The following is a 22,976-nucleotide window of genomic DNA, read 5'->3' on the forward strand; positions in this document are numbered from 1 at the left end:
GCCTTTCGCCTGAGAACCGCGCTGCGCGCATGAGCCGAGCGCAGGCTCGGCTCTACAGGACTCCCGCAGCACCTGGACTTGTAGAGCCGAGCCCATGCTCGGCTGCGTTTCGCCTGAGAACCGCGCTGCGCGCGTGAGCCGAGCGCAGGCTCGGCTCTACAGTTCTGCGTGTTACGCCACGCCGTGCAGGTGTTCGTACAGGATCGTCGAACCGATGATCACCAGGATCACGCCGCCGATGATCTCGGCGCGCTTGCCGACCATGCCGCCCAGCACGCGGCCCAGCATGATGCCGGCGGTGACCATGGTCAGCGTGCACAGGCCGATGACCGCAGCCATCACGCCGATATGCACGTCCATGAACGCCAGGCCGATACCCACGGCCATGGCATCGATGCTGGTGGCGAAACCGGTCAGCGCCAGCTTCCAGAAACCGTGGTGCTGGGAGGGATCCTCGTCCTCTTCGCCGCTGTCCGGGCGCACGCCGTTGATGATCATGTGCACGCCCAGCGCGACCAGCAGGCCGAAGGCGATCCAATGGTCGAACGCTTCGACGTACTGCAGGGCGGCGCGGCCGAGCAGCCAGCCGATGATGGGCGTGATCGCCTCGATGACGCCGAAGATGATGCCGGCGCGGAGTGCATCGCGGAACACCGGCTTGCGCATGGCAGCACCCTTGCCGATCGCGGCAGCGAAGGCATCGGTGGACATGGCGAAACCGATCAGGAGGATCGAAACAGGAGACATTGGCGGCTGCTGAAGGTCGGGCAAAGACGGACGCACGGCTCGCGCTCGCGCCCAACCTGTCGTTGCGCGCGCGGGCCGCTGGTCTCGCCAACCATCATGGTTGTCCACGCCACGGCGCACTGGCCGAGTATGTTGACGTGGACGATTCCTGCGAAGGAATCCGGCTACTCCCCAAGGGGACGCGAAGCTTAGCACCGCGATCCGCGCGTGGCGCATTTGCGGGTAAACGCGCAGGCAGGGCTGGTTTGTATAGCGAAGGCTATATTGCCGTGGAAATTGCGGGCGCACGGCGCGATCCAGCCGAGCATGGGCTCGGCTCTACAAGGGGTTGGGTAGCCCGGCGTTTACCTCGCGTCGCGCAGCGCGCCCAGGAAGGCGCGCAGCGAGGCCGGCTTGATCGGCTTGGTCAGCACGCGGTAGCCGCGCTCGCGTGCCATCCGCTTCAGCTCATCGCGGCCATCGGCGGTCAGCAGCGCGCCCGGCAACGGGTAGCCGGCCGCTTCGCGCAGCGCCACCAGCGCGTCCAGGCCATCCATGCGGTCATGCAGGTGGTAGTCCACCAGCATCACCTGCGGTTGCCCGGCCACCTTCTCCAGCGCCTGGTCCACGGTTGATGCGGTGATCACCTGCACCTGCCAGCGGCCCAGCAGCGCGCGCATGCCATCGAGGATCTCCTCGTCGTTGTCCACGCACAGCACGCGCAGCCCGGCCAGCGAGTCGCTGCGCACCGGCGGTGCGGCGGCCTGGGCGGGCAGCAGCGGCTCGCTGTAGCCCGGCAACGGCGCCACGCGCGGCAGGATGATCGAGAACATCGAACCACTGCCGACCCGGCTGCGCGCGTTCAGTCGGTGATCGAGCAGGCGCGAGATGCGCTGGCAGATCGACAGGCCCAGGCCCAGCCCCTGCTCGCCCCAATCGAAGGGTTGCTGGTAGCGGTGGAACTCCTCGAAGATCTGCCGCATGTGGTGCTCGGGGATGCCCGGGCCGGTATCCCACACCTGCAGTTCCACTTCGTCGCCACGCTGGCGCACGGCCAGCACGATGCGGCCCTGGCGCGTGTAGCGCAGTGCGTTGGCAAGGAAGTTCTGCAGCACGCGGCGCAGCAGGCGGCGGTCGCTGCGAACCCAGGTGGTACGGGCGAACAGGTCCAGGCGCAGGCCACGACCGGCCGCCACCGGCGTGTACTGCGCGGCCAGTTCGCGCATCAGCGCACTCACATCGAACTCGCCTATGACCGGATGCAGGCCGCCGGCATCCAGCCGCGACACGTCCAGCAGGCCATCCAGCAGTTCTTCGGCCGCGCGCAGCGAAGCATCCACGCGTTCGGCCAGGTGCTTCTGCTCGTCGCTCACGTGGTCGCTGTCACGCAATGCCGACGCGAACAGGCGCGCGGCATTCAGCGGCTGCAGCACGTCATGGCTGATCGCCGCGAGGAAGCGGGTCTTCGACTGCTGCGCGACCTCGGCTTCGTGCGAGCGCTCGGCCACGCGCTGTTCCAGCGTTTCGTTGGCTTCCAGCAGTGCTTTTTCCGCGTGCTTGTAGTCGGTGATGTCGTTGTAGCTGGTCACGTAACCGCCGCCGGGCAGCGCCTGGCCGCGCATCTCGATCACCTTGCCATCGCTGCGCGTGCGTTCGAAAACGTGCGGTGAACCGGCGCGCATGTAACCGATGCGGCGGTTGATCTGCACTTCGATGTCGCCTTCGCCGAGCTCGCCGCGTTCGGCGTTGTAGCGGATCAGGTCAGCCACCGGCCGGCCCACGTAGAGCATGCCGTCGGGGTAGCCGAACATGTCCTGGTAGCGCCGGTTCCACGCCGTCAGGCGCATGTCCGGGTCGACCACGCTGACGCCGGCGCTGATGTTTTCCAGTGTGGTGGACAGGATTTCGCGGTTGAAGCGCAGCTCCTGCCCCGCTTCGTCCAGCACCGCCACCACTTCGCCCAGGTCCATGCCCGAGCCACGCAGCAGGCTGGTCAGCAGCAGGCGCGCGGAGGCGGCGCCGATCGACGCGGCCAGCAGGCGCTCGGTGAACTGCACCCAAGGCCGGTCGGCCGGTGCCGAGGACTGCAGCTCGCGGCCCAGCGACTGTGCCTGTTCGAAGAACGAACGCCGCGCGTGGCGCTCACCCACCACGCGCGAAGCCAGGGCCAGCAGGTCGCCCACGTGCACGTGGCCGGGCCAGCCGCCCGCCACCGAGGGGCGTTCGGCGTAGGGGTCGAGGAAGGGCGCGGCGCGCAGGCGCTCGTCCACGCCCGGGCGCCAGCGCGCGGACACCAGCATCATCGTGGCCGCGTTGACCAGCAGCGACCAGAACGTGCCGTGGGTCAGCGGGTCCCAGCCGGTCATGCCGAACAGCTGCTGCGGGCGCAGCCATTCCACGCCGAACGGACCGTGCTGCACCCAGGTCGCATCCACCCAGCCGGCCATGGTCATCGCGGGCAGCAGCAGGGTGTACATCCAGGTGGCAAAGCCCAGCACCATGCCGGCCTCAACGCCGCGACGGCTGGCGCCGCGCCAGTACAGGCCACCAATCAGGCCCGGCGCGAACTGCGCCACGGCGGCGAAAGCCATCAGCCCATACGAGGCCAGGCTGCTGTCATTGCTGCTGCCGCGGTAGTAGCTGTAGGCCATCAAAGCCAGGAAAAGAATTGCCAGTCGGCGGATCCACAGCACGCGCGAGGCCATGTCTGCCGCCTCCTGGTGGTCGCCACTGCGGCGCAGCAGCACCGGCATCACCAGGTCGTTGCTGACCATGGTGGCCAGCGCGATGGAGGCCACGATGACCATGCCGGTCGCCGCCGAGAAACCACCGACGTAGGCGATCAGCGCCAGCGCGTTGCGGCCTTCGGCCAGCGGCAGGGCCAGCACCATCGAATCGTCCGCGACCGTGCCGCCGGTGCCGAACAGGGTGACGCCGGCGGTGGCGATCGGCAGCACCATCGCCGAAATCAGCACCAGGTAGCTGCCGAACATCCAGCGCGCGCGGCGTACGTCGCGCACATCGCCACACTCGACCACGGCCACGTGGAACTGGCGTGGCAGGCAGATGATGGCCAGGAAGCTGAGCAGCGTCTGCGAGATGAAGCCCACCGGCGGCAGGCCGGTGAACAGCGTATGCACCGACTGCACCACCGCATCGGTGCGGTTGCTCAGCCACAGGTAGGCGAACACGCCCACCGCGAGCATCGCCAGCAGCTTGATGACCGATTCGAAGGCGATGGCCAGCATCATGCCGTGGTGGTGCTCGGTGGCATCGACCTGGCGGGTACCGAACAGGGTCGCGAACAGGGCCATCAGCAGGGCCACGTACAGCGCCGGATCAGTGAAGTAGCCGGTCGGGCCGGCGTTGCCGGTCAGCACCTGCAGGCTCATCGCCACTGCTTTGTACTGCAGGGCCAGGTACGGAACGATGCCGATCAGGGCAATGATCGCCACCAGCGCGGCCAGCCGCCGCGAGCGGCCGAAGCGCGAGGAGATGAAATCGGCGATGGACACCACGTTCTGGCTGCGCGCCACCAGCGCCAGGCGCTCGATGATGCGCCAGCCGAACAGCAGCATCAGCAGCGGGCCGATGTAGATGGGCAGGTAGCCCACGCCGTGGCGCACCGCGGTACCGACCGCGCCGTAGAAGGTCCACGACGAGCAGTACACGGCCAGCGCCAGGCTGTAGACGACCGGCCGCAGCCACGGACGGTCGGGGTACATCGGCCGGCGGTCGCCCCACCACGCCACGCCGAACAGCAGCGCGGCATAGGCAACCGAGACCAGCAGCAGGATCCAGCTGGAGACCACGCGCGCGTTTCCGTCAGAGGAACCCGCAGTGTAGGCCAGGCATGGCCGGGTGTACGGGCTCGTTGGGGGCAACCACCCCCACCAAGGTGGGGGCTTACGCGGTGCGGGCCACGACCGTTGGTCGTGGCCGGCTTCTTACTGGGCCGGCACGCCCATTTCCTTCAGCAGCTCGGGCGCCGGGTAGACCTTGGCCAGCAGCCAGCGCAGATAGCGCATGTCCACGTGCACGGCCCGCTTGAAGCGCGGGTCGAACCACCAGCTGGCGCTGACCGATTCCCAGTTGCTGTCGAAGTTCAGGCCGATCAGCTCACCCTTGGCGTTGAGCACCGGCGAGCCGGAGTTGCCGCCGGTGGTGTCCAGGTTGGTCAGGAAGTTGACCGTCTGGGTCTTCAGCGCCGGGTCGGCGGTGCTGCCGAAATCGCCCTTGGCGATGGCGGCCAGCAGCGGCTTCGGTGCATCGAACGGGTAGGCGTTGGTGTTCTTTTCGACGATGCCGGCCACAGTGGTCACCGGCGAATAGGTCACGCCGTCACGCGGATGCAGCGCCTCCACCTTGCCGTAGCTGATGCGCAGGGTGCGGTTGGCATCCGGGTACACCGCGCGGCCCTGCTTGGCACGCCAGGCGAACAGCGCCTGCATGTAGGCCGGGCGCAGGCGCAGCTGCTCGCCTTCGCGGGTCTTGCTCTCGTTCTCGATGCGCAGCTGCGCGGCCACCAGCGGGCCGGCCACGGCCACCAGCGGATCGGCGGCCAGGGCCTTGCCTTCGCGGGCGGCGGCGAAGCGCGAAAGGCGCTGGGCCTCGTCACCCAGCTGGGTGCCGGCGTACAGGCCATCCAGGGCCTTGGCCAGCTCGGCCGGGGTGCGGCCGAAGGCGGCGTCGAACTCGGCCACGCGCTGCGCATCCGGCAACTGCTGGTAGCGGGTCAGCAGGCGGGTCAGCAGGGCCTTCTCGACCTCCGGTGCGTAGCGGCGCTGCACCTGCTTGAGCACGCCCTCGATCATCGCCTGGTCGCGCTGCTGGTAGCCGGTTTCGCGCTGCGCGTCCGGCTTGGCCGATTCGATGCGCAGGCGTTCCAGCAGCAGGGCCGAGCGCAGCAGCTGGGTCTGCGCGGCCATCTGGTCCAGCAGCAGGTCACGCTCGCCCACCGCCGCGCCCTGCGACAGGTTGGCCAGCAGCGCCTTGATGTCGGCCTGGTACCGGCGGTCGGTGGCGGCCAGCATGGCGGTTTCGTCGGCAGCGCGCTGGGCCTTGGCATCGCTGCGCAGCAGGCCTTCCAGCTCGCCGGCGGCGCGCTTGCGGTTGTTCTTCAGCGACTGCAGCTGCGAGGCGTAGCGGGTGCGTGCCTGCGCATCATTGGCGCTGGCCGCCTCGATGGTGTCGATCATCTGCTGGAACACCGAGACGCGGCGCGGCAGCACGGTGTCGATCTGGCCGGCGAATTCGGCCGCGGTGCGGTGGCGGTAGGTGATGCCCGGGTAACCGGCCAGCATCGCGTAGTCGCCTTCCTTCGGGCCTTCCACCGACATCTGCAGGTGCGCCGGCGCCTGGTAGGGCACGTTGTCCTTGCTGTAGGCGGCCGGCTTGCCGTCCTTGCCGACGTAGGCGCGCAGCAGGGTGAAATCGCCGGTGTGGCGCGGCCACATGAAGTTGTCGATCTCATCGCCGTAGTTGCCGATGGCGCGCGGCGGTGCGTACACCAGGCGCACGTCGCTCAGTTCCAGCTGGGCGATGCGGTAGAAATCGGTGCCGTAGTACATGTTGGCCACCGAGCAGCGCACGCTGCCGTCCTTCTCGCACTCGGCCACGATCTGCTTGCTGGCCGCGTCGACGGCGTCGAAGTAGGCACGGCCGGTCTTGCCGCGGGCCTGGGCCAGCACCTGGTCGGTCACCTTGTCGAAGCCGACGGTGACCAGCACGCGGAAGTCCGGGTTGGCCGGGCGCTCGTCGGCGCGGCCCTGGGCGATGAAGCCGCCGTTGATGAGGTCGTGCTCGGGCGAGCTGTTGTACTGGATCACGCCCATCGCCACGTGGTGGTTGGTCAGCAGCAGGCCATCGGCGGAAACGAACGAGGCGGTGCCACCGCCGGCACGCACCACCGCGCTCAGCGGCGGCGCGGTGACGTTGGCCAGCTCGGCCGGGTTGCCCTTGAAACCGGCCGCCTGCAGCGGCTTGGCCAGCTCCGGCAGCTGGGTCGGCATCCACATGCCTTCATCGGCGTGGGCGCCTGCAGCGAGGGTCAGGCCCAGGGCCAGGGCGGCAGGAAGGGTTTTACGGGCAGGCATCGGCATTTCCGGCAGTACAGAACAGCCCGGGACCATAGCCGCTGGGGGCGGATGGGGCAACGGCCGATGGTTGGGGGCGGCGCGTTCATCGGCCGCTCGACCAGCCTACAATCGGCGCTCCATCACATGCAGTCAGGGAAGCAGCATGATCGTCGGTATCGACCTGGGCACCACCCATTCGCTGGTGGGCATCTACGAGGCAGGTGGCGGGCGGCTGTTCCCCAATGCACACGGCGAGCTGCTGACGCCCTCGGTGGTCAGCCTGGCCGATGGCGCGGTGCTGGTCGGGCAACCGGCGCGCGACCGCCTGGTCAGCCATCCGGCGCACAGCGTGGCGAACTTCAAGCGCTGGATGGGGACCGACCGGCAGACCCGCCTGGGCGACCGCAGCTTCCGGCCCGAGGAACTGTCGGCCCTGGTGCTGCGCTCGCTGCTGGCCGACGCCGAGGCTGCGCTCGGGCAGAAGGTGGAAGAGGCGGTGATCAGCGTGCCGGCGTACTTCTCCGATGCGCAGCGCAAGGCAACGCGCAGCGCCGGCGAACTGGCCGGCATCCGCGTCGAGCGCCTGATCAACGAGCCCACGGCAGCAGCGCTGGCCTATGGCCTGCAGCAGCGCGAGGGCGAAGGCCGCGTGCTGGTGCTGGACCTGGGCGGCGGCACCTTCGATGTCTCGATCCTGGAGCTGTTCGACGGGGTGGTCGAAGTCCATGCCAGTGCCGGTGACAATTTCCTGGGCGGCGAGGATTTCTCGCGCGTGCTGCTGGACGCCCTGCTGGCCGACCAGCGGCTGGACCTGGCCACGTTGGCCGCCAGCGAGAAGGCGCAGCTGCTGCGGCATCTGGAACTGTTCAAGCGCGAACTGAGCCACAGCGGCAGCAGCACGCTGGAACTGGCGCTGGGCGAGCGCCAGCTGCACTGGTCGCTGGACGAGGCGGCATTTGCCCGGCTGTGCGATCCCCTGCTGCAGCGCATGCGCGGCCCGATCGAGCGCGCCATCCGCGATGCGCGGCTGCAGCCGGACGCACTGGACGACATCGTGCTGGTGGGCGGCGCGGTACGCATGCCGATGGTCAGCCGCCTGGTCACCCGCATGTTCGGCCGGCTGCCGCTGCGCCATATCCACCCCGACCATGCCATCGCCCTGGGTGCCACCTTCGCCGCCGGCCTGAAGGGTCGCGACGAGGCCCTGCGCGAAGTGGTGCTGACCGATGTCTGCCCCTACACGCTGGGTACCCAGGTGTCGCGCCGCACCGCCGATGGGCAGTCGCGCGGTGGCTATTTCCACCCGATCATCCAGCGCAACAGCGTGGTGCCGGTCAGCCGCGAGGATCGCTTCTTCCCCATCCAGGAGCAGCAGCGCGAAGTGGTGATCGACATCTACCAGGGCGAAAGCCCGACCGTGGACCGCAACATCAAGCTGGGCGAGCTGCGCGTGCCGCTCACCCATCGCGGGCCGCTGGAGGAACGCGGGGTCACCACCCGCTTCACCTACGACATCAACGGCCTGCTGCAGGTGGAAGTCACCGAGGACGCCAGCGGCCTGCGCCATGAGCTGATCCTGGAGCAGAACCCGGGCCTGATGTCGACCACCGAGATCCAGCAGCGCCTGGCCGCCCTGCAGGGCCTGAAGATCCACCCGCGTGACACCCAGCAGAACCTGGCCGTGGTGGCCCGCGCCGAGCGCCTGTACGAGGAATTCATCCACCACCGCGACACGCTGCAGGGCTGGCTGATGCAGTTCCGCCATGCCCTGGACGGCCAGGATCTGCACCACATCGAGCAGCAGCGCCGCGAGCTGTCCCAGGCGCTGGACATGCTGGAGCGCGATGCATGAGCTGGGGCCTGGAGGTGCTGGCGCTGGACGAGGACGCCGACGAGCGCACGATCAAGCGCGCCTACGCGCAGCGCCTGCGGGTGACCCGCCCCGACGATGACCCGGCCGCGTTCCAGCAGCTGCATGAGGCCTACCAGGCCGCGCTTGCATGGGTGCAGCAGCGGCCGGTGCCGTTGGAAGCAGCAAGCGCCGCCAGCGCCCACGTAGCCAGCGGCCCCGAACCCGCGCCCGAATCTGCGCCTGCGACTGCACCCGCGCCTGCGGACAGGGCGTTCGCCGATGCCCCGGCCCCGCCCCCGCAGACCGTGGACGTCGCCGCCAGCGCGCACGGCATCCTGACCCGGGCCTTGCAGCTGGAGCCTGGCCCGCTGCGCGACTGGCTGGCGCAGCAGCCCGAACTGTGGTCGCTGTACAGCAAGCCTGCGATCGGCGAGGTGGTGCTGGCCCAGCTGTGCAACCACGTCCCGCCGCTGTCGATGGGCATCAGCGAAGTGCTTGTCGAGACCTTCGGCTGGAATGATCTGCACAGCGGCATCGACCCCTATGCGCTGCACGCGCACCGCCTGCAGATGCATCGCAGCTGGGTGGTGCAGCCGCGCAACCATGGGCGACTGGCCGAGCTGCTGCGGCAGAACGGGCTGCCCTCCACCGTCACCGGCGCGCGCGACCACCTGGCCTGGTTGTCACGCCCCTGGAAGCCCTGGCAGGCCCTGCTGACGTCGCTGCCGCCGATGCGGGGGCGCGACCTCAATCGCACGCTGGACGTGCTGTGCATCGACGATGCCACCGATGCACCCGCACCGTTGCGCGCGCAGCAGGTCGACTTCTGGCTGCGCATCGGCCAGCGCGACCGCATGAGCGTGGTGCGCGGCCTGCAGGGCCTGCTGCGCGGCATCGCCAGTGGCCTCGCCCTGTCGGCGCTGATCCTGGGGTATGGCGTGCTGAAGAGCAGCGAGCCCGACGCATGGCCCATGCAGCGTTTCGCCGAGCTTGCACTGTGGGCGCTGCTCGCGCTGACGGTGTTGGGCGGGCTGGCACCGCCCCTGCACACGCTGCTGCGCTGGCAGAGCGGCGATGAACCTGCCGCTTCGCGTGGGCGCTACCCGCGCCTGCTGCTGATTCCGCTGCTGGCGGTGATGGCCGTGGTGCTGATCCACGTCATGGATCTGCGCATGGCCGGCACGGCACTGGCGTGGTCGGCGCTGGTGCTGGCCCTGGTGCGCTTCTGGAAGCGCAGCCGCCTGGAAGTGCATTTCAACGGCTGGCTGCTGCTGGCCGCGCTGCCGCTGCTGAAACTGACGTTCATGATGGTGGTGGTGGCCGAACTGGCCCTGGTCGCCACGCTCGTGCTCTGGCTGTGGGATGGCTGGCGCAATGTGCGGGGCCAGTGGGCATGAGTGATTGGATGCAACGGCTGGGGCTGGGCGCCGACGCTGACGAGCGCGCCATCAAGCGCGCCTATGCCAGGCAGCTGCGGGTCACCCGGCCCGAAGATGATCCGGTGGCGTTCCAGCAGCTGCACGAGGCCTACCAGGCCGCGTTGGCGCAGCTGGCCGGCGATGTGGCACCACCCAGGGAAAGCGCGTCGCAGGCGTCGACGCACGAGGTGGACCACGATGCCGTTGCCGCGCAGCTGGTCGAGGTGGCCGCACAGGGCGATGACGCGCTCCTGCGGCAGACCCTGCAGCAGCAACCGGAGCTGTGGTCGCTGCACGGCAAGCGTCTCATTGGCCAGGCCGTGCTGCAGCACCTGGTGAACAACGAACCCGCCCTGCCACGCACGCGCTTCGACCTGCTCGGTGAATGCTTCGGCTGGGATGACCCGGTACGGGGCTGGGACATGCACTGGCTGGATGCCGTGGCACGCCGCTGCGAACAGCGCTGGCTGCTGTCACCGGCCGGTGCGGGTGCGCTGGCGGTCCGCTACTCAGGCATCAGCGACACCCTGCTGGTGCCCGGCAGCGATGTGCTGCCCAGCCTGCGCGAGCCGCGCCCGGCGTGGCGCAACCTGCTGAGCACCCTGCAGCCGTCGCGCGCGCACCAGGCGATCAACCTGCTGGCGGCGCTGGGCTACTGGCACGACCTGCGCCTGCCACCGGGCCTGGATGCCGGGCAGGTGGCGTTCTGGTCACGCTTCGGGCGCGAGGGCGACGCCATCCATTGGCAGGCCGGCGGCCTGCGCACGTCGCTGGTGGCACTGGCCCTGGGGCTGCTCTGCACCTGGGGCGTGGTCGCCAGCTGGCCGCTGCCCGCCTCGTCCGATGGCCTGCTGGACGGAGGCCAGCGCGCGGCGCTGCTCATCGCGGTTGCGGTGCTGTTGGCCCCGGTGCTGTGGCTCAGCTCCATGGTGCTGCGTGCGATCGTGCGCTGGCAGTCCCTGCCGGAGCACGCTGCAACCGTCCTGCCGGGGCTGCGCATTCTGGCCATTCCGCTGGCGGTCGCCGCGGTGATGGGTGCGTTCCACCTCGCACTGCGCAGCACCACCGAGGTTCCCTTCACCGCGCTGCTCGTGCTGCTGGTGGCCAGCGCCGTGGTGCTGCGCATGGCCCGCCAGCGCTTCGTGAAGCGCTGTGTGCCGGCCGGGGAGGAGGCCGGCGGCGCAGGCATGATGATCGCCATCCTGCTGATCGTGCCCGCGCTGGTGGTGGCCCTGGTCTACTGGGCCAAGGACCTGCACGCCCACCGCGACCAGCTGCGCTGGTTCAACCGTTGATCGCAGCCGGCGACGGGGTCATTTCTCGCGGCGCCAGTTCAGCGAGCCGCGGTTTTCCACCGTGCTCGATTCCACTTCCACGTCGAAGCCGCGGCGCAGCAGGTACTTCAGGGTCAGCACCGAACCGGCGCCCACCATCGACACGCCGTAGCCGACGTACAGCTTGGGCGAGATGTACTTGCCGAAGCCGATCACCGAACCGCCCAGCGCGCGCGACTGGCTCACGCCGGCATCGTCCAGGCCCAGCTTGGCGCCCAGCTGCGAGGCCAGCAGGCCGCTGCCGGCCGACAGCGCCGCCGAGGCCGCGGTGACCTGCTGGGTCTGGTCGGTACTGGCGTTGGTCAGGCTGCGGCCCAGCACCAGGTAGGCCAGCGCTTCGGACTGCGACATCGCCGGGTCCGACCACACGTCCGCGCGCGGCTGCTGCGCGCGCCCGGTCACGTCGATGCCGGCGGTGACATCACCGATGCGGCGTTCGGCGCGGATGTTGATGCGCGGATCGGAGACGGCGTTGTAGTTCCAGTTGAGGTTGCCGCGGGTGATGGTCAGGTCCTGGCCATAGGCCTTGTAGCGGCCGCTCACCTCAAGCCCGCCATTGGCGGTCATCTCGCGGCCGGGCTTGGCCCACACCTGCATCTTGCCGGTCAGCCCGCCCTTCAGGCCGAAGCCGGTCATCTTCACCTTGTCGCCCAGGCTTACCGTCAGGTCCATGTCCAGCGGCGAGGTACGCGACTCCTCCGGGTCGGCCGGGTCCAGCACCACCACGTCCTCGGACACCGAGGTGCCACGGTCCAGGCGCTCCAGGTCGATATCGGCCTCGGGCACGTTGACGGTGCCGCGCAGCTCCATCGCCGCCTTGGCCAGGGTGAAGTCGAGATCGGGGTTGGCGACGATGCGCAGTTCGCTGGTGTTGGACACCAGCACGTTCTCGCCATGGATCTTCAGCTGCAGTGGCTGTGCATCGCCGAACCAGGACAGGCCACCGTCGACGTACAGCGTGCCCTGGCCCGAGTTGGCCTGCGCGGTGATCTTGGCCGAGCCATCGGGCTGGGCCACGAAGCTGCCCTTGCCCTGGTCGAAGGTCAGGCCCAGCGCCGGGAACTCGCCCTTGAAGTTGCTCAGCGTGGCATCGCCGCCCAGCGAAGGCTGGCCGCGCGTGCCGCGCAGGCTCACGTGGCCTTCGATCAGGCCGGTGGGGCGCACGATGTCCGGCGAGAACAGCTCCAGCCAGTACAGCCGCGACATGTTGAGGTAGAGCTCGCCGTTCAACGGCGCGCTGGCCTCCCAGCCGGTCTGCATCCTCGCATCGACGAAGCCGTTGCCCTGGAAGCCCATGCCCAGATAGCCCTTGATGCTGGCCGGGGTCATGTCCAGCTTCAGCGAGAACTGGTCGTAGCGCACCAGTTCGCCTCGGGTGCTGTCGGTGCCAGCGGTACCGGCGTTGCGCAGCTCGCCCAGGCGCACGCCGCCTTCCTTCGAGCGCACTTCCACGTGGCCTTCCCACGCATTGGCGCGCGGGCGGATCTGCGCGTCCAGGCTGACATCGCCACGCAGGTAGATGCGGCGGCCGGACTGCGGCGGCAGCCACGGCTGCACCAGCGACAGCGGCAGCGCATCACTGCGCACCACCACGCCCTCGCGCGGCCAGTTGGCCTGCGCGCACAGCGCGCCACCGCCGGTGGTGGCCAGGCAGGCTTCGGACAGCGTGTAGGTGCCGCCGTTGATGGCGAAGGTCGCCGGCGCCCGCAGCGACCACGCATCGCCCTTCATCGGTGCGATGCGCAGCGCGGCCAGTTCCCCGCGCCACTGCGTGCCCTGCTGGCGCACGCTGCCCTGCAGGTCGATCGCGCCCATCTCGTTGCGCGTCTGTGCGGCCAGGCGCAGGTTGGAAACACTGCCCTGCGCATCCACGTTCAAGCGCTCCAGCAGCATGCCTGCGTTGACCTGCTGGCCCTGCACGGCCAGCGTGCCGCTGTCGCCACGCCACGGCAGGTGGCCCTTGATGCTCAGGCTTTCGGCGCCGTAGCCATCCCAGTTGAGGTTGTTGCCGACCAGGTCGGCGGTGATATCCGGCGCATCGCGCGGGCCCTTCACCTGCACCTGGCCGCGCAGGCCGCCATCGGCGCCGGGCAGCAGATCGCTCAGCTGCAGCGGCTCGAAGCGTGCATCGATGTCCAGGCGATCACCCACCTTGCCCGACGCGGTCACCCGGCTGCTGCCTACGGTCAGCTTCAGCTCGCCCTGACCCTGTTCGCCCTGCAGGGCGAACTTGCCCTGCGCATCGACGTTGCGCTGGCGCAGCGTGCCCTTCAGCGACGGCAGGTCCACCGTCGCCTGCAGCGTGCCGGTGGTACCGGCCGGTGCATTGGCCGGCGGCGGCAGCTGCTGGCCCTTGGAGGCAAGATTGCCAGACAGCCGCCCATTCCAGCCCGGCACGAAATAGCCCGGGTCGAAGTCCTTCAGCGTCGCCTTGGCATCCCAGTCCAGCTGCGGCGACCAGGCCACCTGGCCTTCCACCTGCAGCTGCCCGCCCGGGGTCTGCGCCTGCAGCTGGTGGATCTGTGCGGCCTTGTCGTTGCCACGCACGTCGAAGCGCAGCTGTGCCTTCTGTTCCTCGCGCTGCACGTCGGCACGGCCGATCGCAGCCCAGGCCTGCAGCGTGCCGGCCAGGCCGAAGCGCGCTTCCTTCAGCGTCACCGGCACCGGTGCGCTGCCGGCGGTGTTCGGGTCCGGCGCCGGCACCCAGGTCAGGTTCTGCGCGATCACCGAGAAGTTGAGTTTCTGCTGGTCTTCCTGGCTGAAATCAGCGGTGCCTTGCAGGCGTGCTTCGCCGCCCAGGCCCTTCACCACCAACGGCGAGACCTTCAGCACCTGGTCCTGCAGCGAAACCACCGACGGTGCCAGCTCCAGTTCCTGCTCGCCCTGCTTCACCCGGCCCTGCAGGTTGGCGTTGCCACCCTTGCCTGAGGCGGTGAAATCCAGTGCCAGCGGCGCGATGCCCGAGGTCGCCAGCGCCGGCGACAGCAGCGCCAGGTCCAGCTCGTCGCTGCGGACCGTGGCATTCCAGGTCGGGTCGGTACGGCCGTCGAACACCAGCATCGCCTTCAGCGGCTGCGGTGCACGGCCGGCCACGGCCACTTCCATGTGCGCCAGGTCGCCACGCGCGACCAGGCCCAGGGTCGCGGCGGTGCGTCCACGCGGTGCCGGCAGCACGGCCGTCACGGTCACGTCGGTGTCGTAATCCTTGGCCGGGATGTAGCGGCCCTGCGCGGTGAAATCGCCCATGTCGCTGGCCACGACCAGCTGCCGGGCCTGGAATTCACCGTTGGCGATCTCGATGCCGCCGCGCACGCGGCTGATGTCGATCACCGGTTCGTTGGCCTGGCTGATGCGGAACCCATCGATGGCGATGACATCGGCCTGGATCGCCAGCGGCATCTCGATCTGCGGCAGCGAATCGGGCCACGACGGCAGCTTGAACGGCTCATCGCTCTTGGCCAGGTTGAGCGTGGCGTTGGTCAGTTCCAGCTTGTCCAGCTGCAGCTTGCGGCCCAGCAGCGGGCGCAGGTCCGGCTCCAGGTGCGCGCGTTCGGTGTGGAAGTGGATGTCGTCGTAGCGGAAATCGACGTTGTACAGGGTCAGCGGCCCGGCCACCGGGCCGTCCGCTTTGTCCCAGGTGAAGCTGGCGCCCACCGGCAGGCGCGCCACCACCTGGGCCAGCAGCACATCGCGGCCGGCCACGGTCTGCAGCAGCCAGTACACGGCCAGCAGCGCCAGCAGCACCAGGCCGATCACGCCCACGCCCGACCATGCCCAGAAACGGCGGCGGCGGTAGAAACGCACGCGCGGCGGCGGCGGAGTGCGGGTGTCCGGGGTCTGCGCGCTCACAGGTCCGCTCCGATGTTCAGGTACAGCTGGAACTGCGAATCAGGGTTGTTCAGGCCGTGCGCGATGTCCACGCGCACCGGCCCCACCGGCGATTTCCAGCGCACGCCGAAGCCCACGCCGGTATGCAGGTCGATGGTGTTGTCGAACGCGCTGCCGGTGTCGACGAACACCGCCGCACCCCATGGGCCACCCTTGAAGTAATGCTCGTACTCGGCCGAGCCGACCACCAGGTTCTTCGCGCCGAGCGCGTACTTGTCCGGGGCCGGCGTGCGCGGGCCCACTTCACGGAAGGCATAGCCGCGGATGCTGCGGTCGCCACCGGCGAAGTAGCGCAGGCTCGGCGGCATCGCCACCAGGTCACTGGTCCATGTCGTACCGCCTTCGCCGCGCAGGATCAGGCGATCGCTCTGGCCCACCGGGATGTACCAGCGCAGCACCGCGTTGGCCTGCACGAAGCTGGTATCCGAACCGGCGCCCTCGATGCCGCCGCGCAGGGTGGCGGTGCCGCTGATGCCGCTGCGCGGGAACAGCGGATCGTCGACGTTGACGTAGTCGGCGACCAGCTGCGGGTACACCAGGGTCGAAGTGTTGTAGACCGCATTGGTGAACTCGGTGCCCGAGGCGTAGCGCCAGCGTTCGCGCAGGGCGTTCATCGAGGCGATGGCGGTCCAGTTCTCGTTGATCTGCCCGCTGCGGCTGGCGATCAGCTTGAAGTTGCGCAGGTCGATGTAGTCGGTCTGCTCGTCGTAGGCACTGGCGGTGAACCCGTACCAGCCATCGAGCCACTTGAACGCCGGCACGCGGTAGGTGCTGGTCAGGCTCTTGCGCTTCTGCGCATAGTCCAGCTGGGTGTTCATTTTGTGGCCGCGGCTGTTCACGTAGCGCCGCTCGATGCCGCCACGCACACCCGCGCCACTCTCGCTGCCGTAGCTCAGGCCCGAGGTGTAGATGGTGCGCTTGGCCCGGGTCAGCTTCACGTCCACCGGCACTTCGCCGTTCTCATCGGCCTGGTCGGGCCGCGGCTGGATGTCGATCACGCTGAAGTAATCGAGCTTGGTCAGCGACTCGCGCAGGCGGTCCAGCTTGCCTTCGTGGAAGTAGCTGCCCTGTTCCCAGTACACCAGCGGGTCGAACAGCTTGTCGACGAAGTAGTCCTGCTCGAACGTCACCGGGCCCATGTTGTAGCGGCGGCCGCTGTCCCAGGTCAGGTCGATGTCGGCAGCGTTTTCCGCGCGGGTGACCTGCACCTGGCGCTGGGTGTAGTCGGCATCGAAGTAGCCGCGCTCGGCCAGGCGCCGGGTGATGGTGATCTTGCTGGCTTCGTACTGGGTGTGTTCGAAGCGCTGGCCCTTGCGCGGCTTGAATGCGGCCAGGTCATCCTGCAGGTACTGGTCGTACATGGCAGGGCCGGTGATGTCGATGTGCTCGCGGCGCACGCGCACCGGCTCGCCCTTCTCCACCCGGATATGCACCTGCACGCGCTCGTCCTGGCGGGGCGCTTCCACGGTGATCACCGGGTTGTAGTAGCCAAACGGCTCCAGCGCCTCGCGGGTCTGCCGCTCGGCCTGCGACAGCAGGTATTCCAGCCGCGACTCGCCCTGTTCCTTGCCGATGGTGTCGTACAGCGTCAGCGATTCCTGGATGTTCTCGATGATCGCCGCGTCGTCGCCCTTGTCCAATCCCTTGATGTCCACCTTGTCGATGGTGCCGCGCGCATGGGCCACGGACGTGGTGGCCAGGGTCAGGACCATCAGCGGGAGGGCGTATTTCTTTGGCTGCATGCGGCACAGCATACCGACCGCGCGTGACGATGCGAAATGCAGCGCACGAATGGGGATCGGTTGTTAAGTGGCAGTCAAAATGCGCGTCTTTATGCGCCTCATCTGCACGATATGGGTAGCGCCGGGCCATGCCCGGCGAGCGCGCAGCGCGGTCCCGCAAGAAGCCGCCGGGCATGGCCCGGCGCTACCCACCCATCCATGCCATGCATGGATGGGTCATCCCGATCAGCTCGACAGGTGCTCGATCGCCGCCACCTTGCCCAGGCGCTCGCCCAGCATCGTCAGCAGCGCCAGGCGGTTGCCACGCAGGGCCGGGTCTTCGGCATTGACCATCACGCCATCGAAGAAGGCATCGACCTGCGGGCGCAGGCGGGCCAGGCGCGCCAGCACGGCCACGTAGTCCTTCTGGTGCAGGCTGGCGCCGGTGTCGTCGATGGCTGCGGTGACCGCTTCGGCCAGCGCGCGCTCGGCGTCTTCCTGCAGCAGCGATGCGTCGATCTGGCCCGGAATGTCGCCCTCGGCCTTGCGCAGGATGTTGCGGATGCGCTTGTTGGCCGCGGCCAGCGCCTCGGCTTCCGGCAACGCCGCGAAGGTGCCGATTGCGTCAAGGCGGCGGTCGAAGTCATACAGCGAGGCCGGCTTCAGCTCGGCCACCGCGTTGAAGTGCGTGGCCGGCACGCCCTTGTCGCTGTAGTAGCCCTTCAGGCGGTCGAGGATGAAGTCGTACAGCTCAGCCACGTCGGCCTGCACGTTGCGCACGGCCAGGCCGGCGTTGGCGCTGGCCAGCAGCGCGCGCAGGTCCAGCTCGAAGCCGCTTTCGATGATCGTGCGGGCCAGGCCCAGCGCGTTGCGGCGCAGGGCGAACGGGTCCTTGTTGCCGGTCGGCTTCAGGCCCGCGGCAAAACCGCCGGCCAGCGTATCGACGCGTTCAGCAATCGCCAGCACCTTGCCCAGCACCGACAGGGCGATGTCATCGCCACCGAAGCGCGGCTGGTAGGCCTCGTCGATGGCCAGCGCCACCTCCGGCGATTCGCCACCGGCCACGGCGTAGTGGCGGCCGGCGATGCCCTGCAGTTCCGGGAACTCGTTGACCATGCGCGACTGCAGGTCGTTCTTGGCCAGCTGGGCGGCACGCTTGGCCAGCACCGGGTCGGCACCAACCTGCGCCGCGATCACTTCGGCCAGCGCCGACACGCGCGCCACCTTGTCGGCCACGCTGCCCAGCTTGGCCTGGTAGGTCACCGTCTTCAGGCCCTCGCCCATCGACTCCAGGCCCTGCTTCAGGTCTTCGTCGAAGAAGAACTTGGCATCGGCGAAGCGCGGGCGGATCACGCGCTCGTAGCCCTTGGCCACTTCGGCCACGTCCTTCGATTCGATGTTGGCGATGCCGATGAACTTCTCGGTCAGCTTGCCGCTGTCATCCAGCACCGGGAAGAACTTCTGGTTGATTTCCATCGTCTCGATCAGCGCTTCCTGCGGCACGGCCAGGAACGCGCGCTCGAAGCTGCACAGCACCGCCGCCGGCCATTCGACCAGGTTCACCACCTGCTCCAGGTTGTCCTCGGTGATGCGGGCGCTGCCACCGGCCTGGCCGGCAGCGGCCTCGACCTCGGCCACGATGCGCTCACGGCGCTCGGCCGGGTCGACCAGCACCTTGGCCGCGCGCAGCGATTCCACGTAATCCTGCGGCTGGCTCAGCCACACGGTCTTGTCATGGTGGAAGCGGTGGCCGCGGCTCATGCGGTCGGCCTTCAGGCCGAACAGCTCGGCGTCCACCACATCGTTGCCGTGCAGCAGCACCAGCCAGTGCGCCGGGCGGGCGAAGCCCCAGTCGTGGTCGCCCCAGCGCATCGGCTTGGGAATCGGCATCGCAGCGATGGCCTCGCGCAGGATCTCCGGCAGCAGCGCGGCGGTGCGCGCGCCCGGGCTCACCGCACGGTGGACGAAGCGCTCACCCTTGTTGTCGCTGGTCTTTTCCAGCGCGGTCCAGTCGATCCCGGCCTTGGCCGCGAAGCCCTGCAGGGCCTTGGTCGGCTGGCCTTCGGCGTCCAGCGCGATGTTCAGGTACGGGCCCAGCACTTCGCTGCGCTGTTCGGGCTGTTCCAAGCCGACGCCGGGCAGCAGCACGGCCAGGCGGCGCGGGGTCGACAGCGGGCGGGCATCGCCCAGTTCCAGTTCAACGCCACGCTTGCGCAGGCCGTCGACAACGCCATCGAAGAAGGCCTGGGCCAGGCCCGGCAGCGCCTTGACCGGCAGCTCCTCGGTGCCCAGTTCGATCAGCAGGGGGGACAGTTGGCTCATCGTTTCAATCCTGTGGTGGGGGCGCAGCGCGCGACGCGGCCGGCGCCCCGGGGCAATGGGGTGTTGGAAAGCAGCGCGGCCGTCAGGCCTTCTTCGCGCCCGGGAAACCCAGCTTTTCGCGCTGCTCGTAGTAGGCCTTGGCCACTGCCTGGGCCAGCGCGCGCACGCGCAGGATGTAGCGCTGGCGTTCGGTCACGCTGATCGCGCGGCGCGCATCGAGCAGGTTGAAGGTATGGCTGGCCTTCATCACCTGTTCGTAGGCCGGCAGCGGCAGGTTCACTTCCACCAGCTTCTGCGCCTCGCGCTCGCATGCGTCGAAGCGGTGGAACATTTCTTCCACGTCGGCGTGTTCGAAGTTGTAGGTGCTCTGCTCCACCTCGTTCTGGTGGTACACGTCGCCGTAGGTCACCGGCTGGCCATCCGGGCCGTAGGTCCAGACCAGGTCGTAGACGTTGTCGCAGTTCTGCAGGTACATGCACAGGCGCTCGAGACCGTAGGTGATCTCGCCCAGCACCGGGCGGCACTCCAGGCCACCGGCCTGCTGGAAGTAGGTGAACTGGGTCACTTCCATGCCGTTGAGCCAGACTTCCCAGCCCAGGCCCCAGGCGCCCAGCGTCGGCGATTCCCAGTTGTCCTCGACGAAGCGCAGGTCGTGCACCAGCGGGTCGATGCCCAGCGCCTTCAGCGAATCCAGGTACAGCTGCTGGATGTTGTCCGGCGCCGGCTTCATCGCCACCTGGTACTGGTAGTAGCGCTGCAGGCGGTTCGGGTTCTCGCCATAGCGGCCGTCGGTGGGGCGGCGCGACGGCTGCACGTAGGCCGCGTTCCAGCCTTCCGGGCCGATCGCACGCAGGAAGGTGGCCGGGTGGAACGTACCGGCGCCCACCTCCAGGTCGAGCGGCTGGATGAGCACGCAGCCCTGCTGGGCCCAGAACTGGTTCAGGGTCTGGATCAGGCCCTGGAAGGTGATCGGAACGGTCGGGGTCGCGGACATGCGGACGATTCTTGGCCGGCAGAGGGGTGCGCTAGTATAACGGCCGACCTGCGGGGCATTCCGTACCCGGGAGGAGCAGGCAGATGGAACACCGGCTGCCGGCAGGCACGCCCGGGGCACCGCCCCCGTTGCCGCCAGGGCGCCTGCAGTTCGAGCAGGTGGCCGCTGCCGCACTGGCCGATGGCCTGATCGCCGAGCGTGACCGCGACCGCGTGCGTTTTTCGGCACAGGGCGCGCGCAACGCCAGCGAAGTACACCCGCTGGTGCTGCTGTCCAACCTCAAGCTGGCCGCCAGCGAGGGCGGCGAGCTGAACCTGGAACGCCTGACCGAATGGCTCGCCCGGCGCACCGGCTGCCGCTACCTGCGCATCGACCCGACCCGCGTCGACGTCGCCTCGGTCACCGCCGTGGCCTCGCACGCCTATGCCCGCCGCCACCGTTTCCTGCCGCTGGCGGTGGATGCCGAGCGCGTGCTGGTGGCCACCAGCGAGCCGCTGGCCCAGGAATGGCGCCGCGACCTGCAGCACCTGACCCGGCGCCAGATCGAGCTGGCGATGGTCAATCCGCTCGACCTGCACCGCTACACGATGGAGTTCTTCGGGGTCACGCGCTCGGTGCGCGGAGCCCGCGGCGACGTGCGCGGCGAAGCCAACACCACCCTGCCCAGCTTCGAGCAGCTGGTCGAGCTCGGCCGCGCCGGTGACGTCAACGCCGATGACCAGCACATCGTCCACATCGTCGACTGGCTGCTGCAGTACGCCTACGAACAACGCGCCTCGGACATCCACCTGGAGCCGCGCCGCGAGATGGGGCGCATGCGCTTCCGCATCGATGGCGTGCTGCACAAGGTGTTCGAGGTGCCAGCGGCGGTGATGACCGCCGTGGTCAGCCGCATCAAGGTGCTCGGCCGCATGGACCTGGCCGAGCGCCGGCGCCCGCAGGACGGCCGCATCAAGACCCGTTCGCCCGGCGGCCGCGAAGTCGAAATGCGCCTGTCGACCATGCCCACCGCCTTCGGCGAGAAGTGCGTGATGCGCATCTTCGACCCGGACGCGGCCTTCAAGAGCATCGACCAGCTCGGCTTCAGCCCGCAGGAGGCCGCCGGCTGGAGCGCCCTGGTCGAGCGCCCGCACGGCATCGTGCTGGTCACCGGCCCCACCGGTTCGGGCAAGACCACCACCCTGTATTCCACCCTGAAGCGGCTGGCCACGCCGGACGTGAACGTGTGCACGGTGGAGGACCCGATCGAGATGATCTCGCCGGAGTTCAACCAGATGCAGGTGCAGGCCAACATCGACCTGGACTTCGCCAGCGGCGTGCGCACCCTGCTGCGGCAGGACCCGGACATCATCATGATCGGCGAGATCCGCGACCTGGAGACCGCGCAGATGGCGGTGCAGGCCTCGCTGACCGGCCACCTGGTGCTGTCCACCCTGCACACCAACGATGCGGCTTCGGCCATCACCCGCCTGCTCGACATCGGCGTGCCGCACTACCTGCTGGCCAGCACCATCAACGGCATCCTGGCCCAGCGCCTGGTGCGTACCCTGTGCCCGCACTGCAAGCAGCCGCACACCCTCGGGCCCTCCGATTGGGCGGTGCTGGCTGATAGCCATGCTGCATATCCAGATGCCGCCACGCCCTGTCGGCCGGTCGGTTGCCTGGAGTGCCGGCGCACCGGTTTCCTCGGCCGCATCGGCCTGTATGAGTTGCTGCCATTGGGTTCGCGGCTGCGCAGGCTGATCCGCGCGGACATGGATCTGGCCACTTTTGGCCGTGCCGCACAGGCTGAAGGACTGCGAACCCTGCGCCAGGCGGGGCTTGAAAAGGTGGCGCAGGGGCTGACTACAATCGAGGAAGTCCTGTCAGTCCTGCCGCCCCCGGATGAATCCAGCCCCGTTCCTGATCCTTGAAACCGGCCGCCCGGTGCCGTCCCTGCGGCGCTACGGCCGTTTTCCGCACTGGATCCGCGTCGCCGCCGGGCTGGAAGAACACGAAACGGTGGTGGTTGATGTCGAGCACGGCGACCACCTGCCCGACGCCCGCGCCTTTGCCGGCGTGCTGGTGACCGGCTCGGCCGCCTACGTCACCGACCATGCCGAGTGGAGCGAGCGCAGCGCCGCCTGGCTGCGGCAGGTGGCCCACGATGGCCTGCCGGTGTTTGGCATCTGCTACGGCCACCAGCTGCTGGCGCATGCGCTCGGCGGCGAAGTGGCCTACAACCCGGCCGGGCGCGAGTCGGGCACGATCGAACTGGCGCTGGACCCGGCCGCCGCCGAGGATCCCCTGTTCGGCGGCCTGCCCAGCCACTTCCCGGCCCACGCCACCCACCTGCAGACCGTGCTGCGCGCGCCCGAGGGCGCCGCCGTGCTGGCGCGCTCGCCGCTGGATGGCTGCCACGCCTTCCGCTGGGGCCGCCAGGCCTGGGGCGTGCAGTTCCACCCCGAGTTCGCCACCCACCACATGCGTGGCTACATCCGCGCCCGCGCCGACTGCATCGGCCGCCACGGCGGCTGCGCACGCAGCATCGAGCGCGCGGTCAGCGCCGCGCCCCTGGCCCGCCAGCTGTTGCGCCGCTTCGTCCGCCAGGCCCGGCAGTCTTCAGCCCAGCCGGTCGCAAAACAGGGATAATCGGCGACACGGG

The 22,976-nt window shown here is 68.9% G+C and carries 12 protein-coding genes and 1 riboswitch; of the genes, 5 read left to right on the forward strand and 7 right to left on the reverse strand.

Annotated elements, in window-relative coordinates; translation table 11 throughout:
* Nucleotides 1-171 precede the first annotated feature (171 nt).
* The 3 genes from C1926_RS11325 to C1926_RS11335 all read right to left on the reverse strand — a co-directional run bounded on the left by C1926_RS11325 (nucleotide 172) and on the right by C1926_RS11335 (nucleotide 6,821).
* On the reverse strand, nucleotides 172-747 hold the full coding sequence (locus C1926_RS11325) for a manganese efflux pump MntP family protein (protein WP_079224342.1): 576 nt from the start codon (nucleotides 745-747) through the stop codon (nucleotides 172-174).
* A 10-nt stretch (nucleotides 748-757) separates the two neighbouring features.
* Nucleotides 758-926: riboswitch (yybP-ykoY riboswitch) on the reverse strand.
* A gap of 165 nt (nucleotides 927-1,091) precedes the next feature.
* On the reverse strand, nucleotides 1,092-4,538 hold the full coding sequence (locus tag C1926_RS11330) for a PAS domain-containing hybrid sensor histidine kinase/response regulator (protein WP_108759257.1): 3,447 nt from the start codon (nucleotides 4,536-4,538) through the stop codon (nucleotides 1,092-1,094).
* A 135-nt stretch (nucleotides 4,539-4,673) separates the two neighbouring features.
* Nucleotides 4,674-6,821 (reverse strand): S46 family peptidase, encoded by a 2,148-nt coding sequence (locus C1926_RS11335; protein WP_108759258.1) that lies wholly within the window; start codon nucleotides 6,819-6,821, stop codon nucleotides 4,674-4,676.
* A gap of 145 nt (nucleotides 6,822-6,966) precedes the next feature.
* Between C1926_RS11335 and C1926_RS11340 the strand changes: the two genes are divergently transcribed.
* From C1926_RS11340 to C1926_RS21805, 3 genes are read left to right on the forward strand one after another with little or no spacing between them, the layout of a single operon-like run.
* The gene (locus C1926_RS11340) at nucleotides 6,967-8,655 is read left to right on the forward strand and encodes a molecular chaperone HscC (protein WP_108759259.1); all 1,689 of its coding nucleotides are present in this window, start codon (nucleotides 6,967-6,969) and stop codon (nucleotides 8,653-8,655) included.
* Nucleotides 8,652-10,052: a hypothetical protein gene (locus tag C1926_RS11345; RefSeq protein ID WP_108759260.1), complete on the forward strand. Its 1,401-nt coding sequence runs from the start codon at nucleotides 8,652-8,654 to the stop codon at nucleotides 10,050-10,052. Before C1926_RS11340 ends, C1926_RS11345 begins: the two co-directional genes overlap by 4 nt.
* Entirely contained in the window at nucleotides 10,049-11,368 is a 1,320-nt protein-coding gene (locus C1926_RS21805; RefSeq protein ID WP_254057254.1) for a hypothetical protein, read from the forward strand. The genes C1926_RS11345 and C1926_RS21805 overlap by 4 nt, the downstream gene beginning before the upstream one ends.
* An 18-nt stretch (nucleotides 11,369-11,386) precedes the next feature.
* Here the strand turns inward: C1926_RS21805 and C1926_RS11355 are convergent, their stop codons facing one another.
* The 4 genes from C1926_RS11355 to glyQ all read right to left on the reverse strand — a co-directional run bounded on the left by C1926_RS11355 (nucleotide 11,387) and on the right by glyQ (nucleotide 20,332).
* The gene (locus C1926_RS11355) at nucleotides 11,387-15,256 is read right to left on the reverse strand and encodes a translocation/assembly module TamB domain-containing protein (protein WP_108759261.1); all 3,870 of its coding nucleotides are present in this window, start codon (nucleotides 15,254-15,256) and stop codon (nucleotides 11,387-11,389) included.
* On the reverse strand, nucleotides 15,253-17,049 hold the full coding sequence (locus C1926_RS11360) for an autotransporter assembly complex family protein (protein WP_108759262.1): 1,797 nt from the start codon (nucleotides 17,047-17,049) through the stop codon (nucleotides 15,253-15,255). The genes C1926_RS11355 and C1926_RS11360 overlap by 4 nt, the downstream gene beginning before the upstream one ends.
* Nucleotides 17,050-17,262: 213 nt before the next feature.
* On the reverse strand, nucleotides 17,263-19,338 hold the full coding sequence (glyS, locus tag C1926_RS11365; RefSeq protein ID WP_108759263.1) for a glycine--tRNA ligase subunit beta: 2,076 nt from the start codon (nucleotides 19,336-19,338) through the stop codon (nucleotides 17,263-17,265).
* An 82-nt stretch (nucleotides 19,339-19,420) separates the two neighbouring features.
* The gene (glyQ, locus tag C1926_RS11370) at nucleotides 19,421-20,332 is read right to left on the reverse strand and encodes a glycine--tRNA ligase subunit alpha (protein ID WP_079224358.1); all 912 of its coding nucleotides are present in this window, start codon (nucleotides 20,330-20,332) and stop codon (nucleotides 19,421-19,423) included.
* An 83-nt stretch (nucleotides 20,333-20,415) separates the two neighbouring features.
* Between glyQ and C1926_RS11375 the strand changes: the two genes are divergently transcribed.
* Together C1926_RS11375 and C1926_RS11380 are read left to right on the forward strand one after the other, a co-directional pair.
* Entirely contained in the window at nucleotides 20,416-22,245 is a 1,830-nt protein-coding gene (locus C1926_RS11375) for a GspE/PulE family protein (protein WP_108759264.1), read from the forward strand.
* Nucleotides 22,217-22,963 carry a glutamine amidotransferase gene (locus C1926_RS11380; protein ID WP_108759265.1) on the forward strand — a complete coding sequence of 249 codons (747 nt, stop codon included), beginning with the start codon at nucleotides 22,217-22,219 and terminating at the stop codon, nucleotides 22,961-22,963. Before C1926_RS11375 ends, C1926_RS11380 begins: the two co-directional genes overlap by 29 nt.
* Nucleotides 22,964-22,976: the final 13 nt, after the last annotated feature.

It is taken from the genome of Stenotrophomonas sp. ZAC14A_NAIMI4_1 (assembly GCF_003086915.1).
Lineage (GTDB): Bacteria > Pseudomonadota > Gammaproteobacteria > Xanthomonadales > Xanthomonadaceae > Stenotrophomonas.

Coding starts and splice junctions, on each gene's coding strand:
- C1926_RS11335 (WP_108759258.1), bottom strand. CDS start 6,821: ATGCCTGCCCGTAAAACCCTTCCTGCCGCCCTGGCCCTGGGCCTGACC.
- C1926_RS21805 (WP_254057254.1), top strand. CDS start 10,049: ATGAGTGATTGGATGCAACGGCTGGGGCTGGGCGCCGACGCTGACGAG.
- C1926_RS11360 (WP_108759262.1), bottom strand. CDS start 17,049: ATGCTGTGCCGCATGCAGCCAAAGAAATACGCCCTCCCGCTGATGGTC.
- C1926_RS11375 (WP_108759264.1), top strand. CDS start 20,416: ATGGAACACCGGCTGCCGGCAGGCACGCCCGGGGCACCGCCCCCGTTG.
- glyQ (WP_079224358.1), bottom strand. CDS start 20,332: ATGTCCGCGACCCCGACCGTTCCGATCACCTTCCAGGGCCTGATCCAG.
- C1926_RS11345 (WP_108759260.1), top strand. CDS start 8,652: ATGAGCTGGGGCCTGGAGGTGCTGGCGCTGGACGAGGACGCCGACGAG.
- C1926_RS11380 (WP_108759265.1), top strand. CDS start 22,217: ATGAATCCAGCCCCGTTCCTGATCCTTGAAACCGGCCGCCCGGTGCCG.
- glyS (WP_108759263.1), bottom strand. CDS start 19,338: ATGAGCCAACTGTCCCCCCTGCTGATCGAACTGGGCACCGAGGAGCTG.
- C1926_RS11325 (WP_079224342.1), bottom strand. CDS start 747: ATGTCTCCTGTTTCGATCCTCCTGATCGGTTTCGCCATGTCCACCGAT.
- C1926_RS11340 (WP_108759259.1), top strand. CDS start 6,967: ATGATCGTCGGTATCGACCTGGGCACCACCCATTCGCTGGTGGGCATC.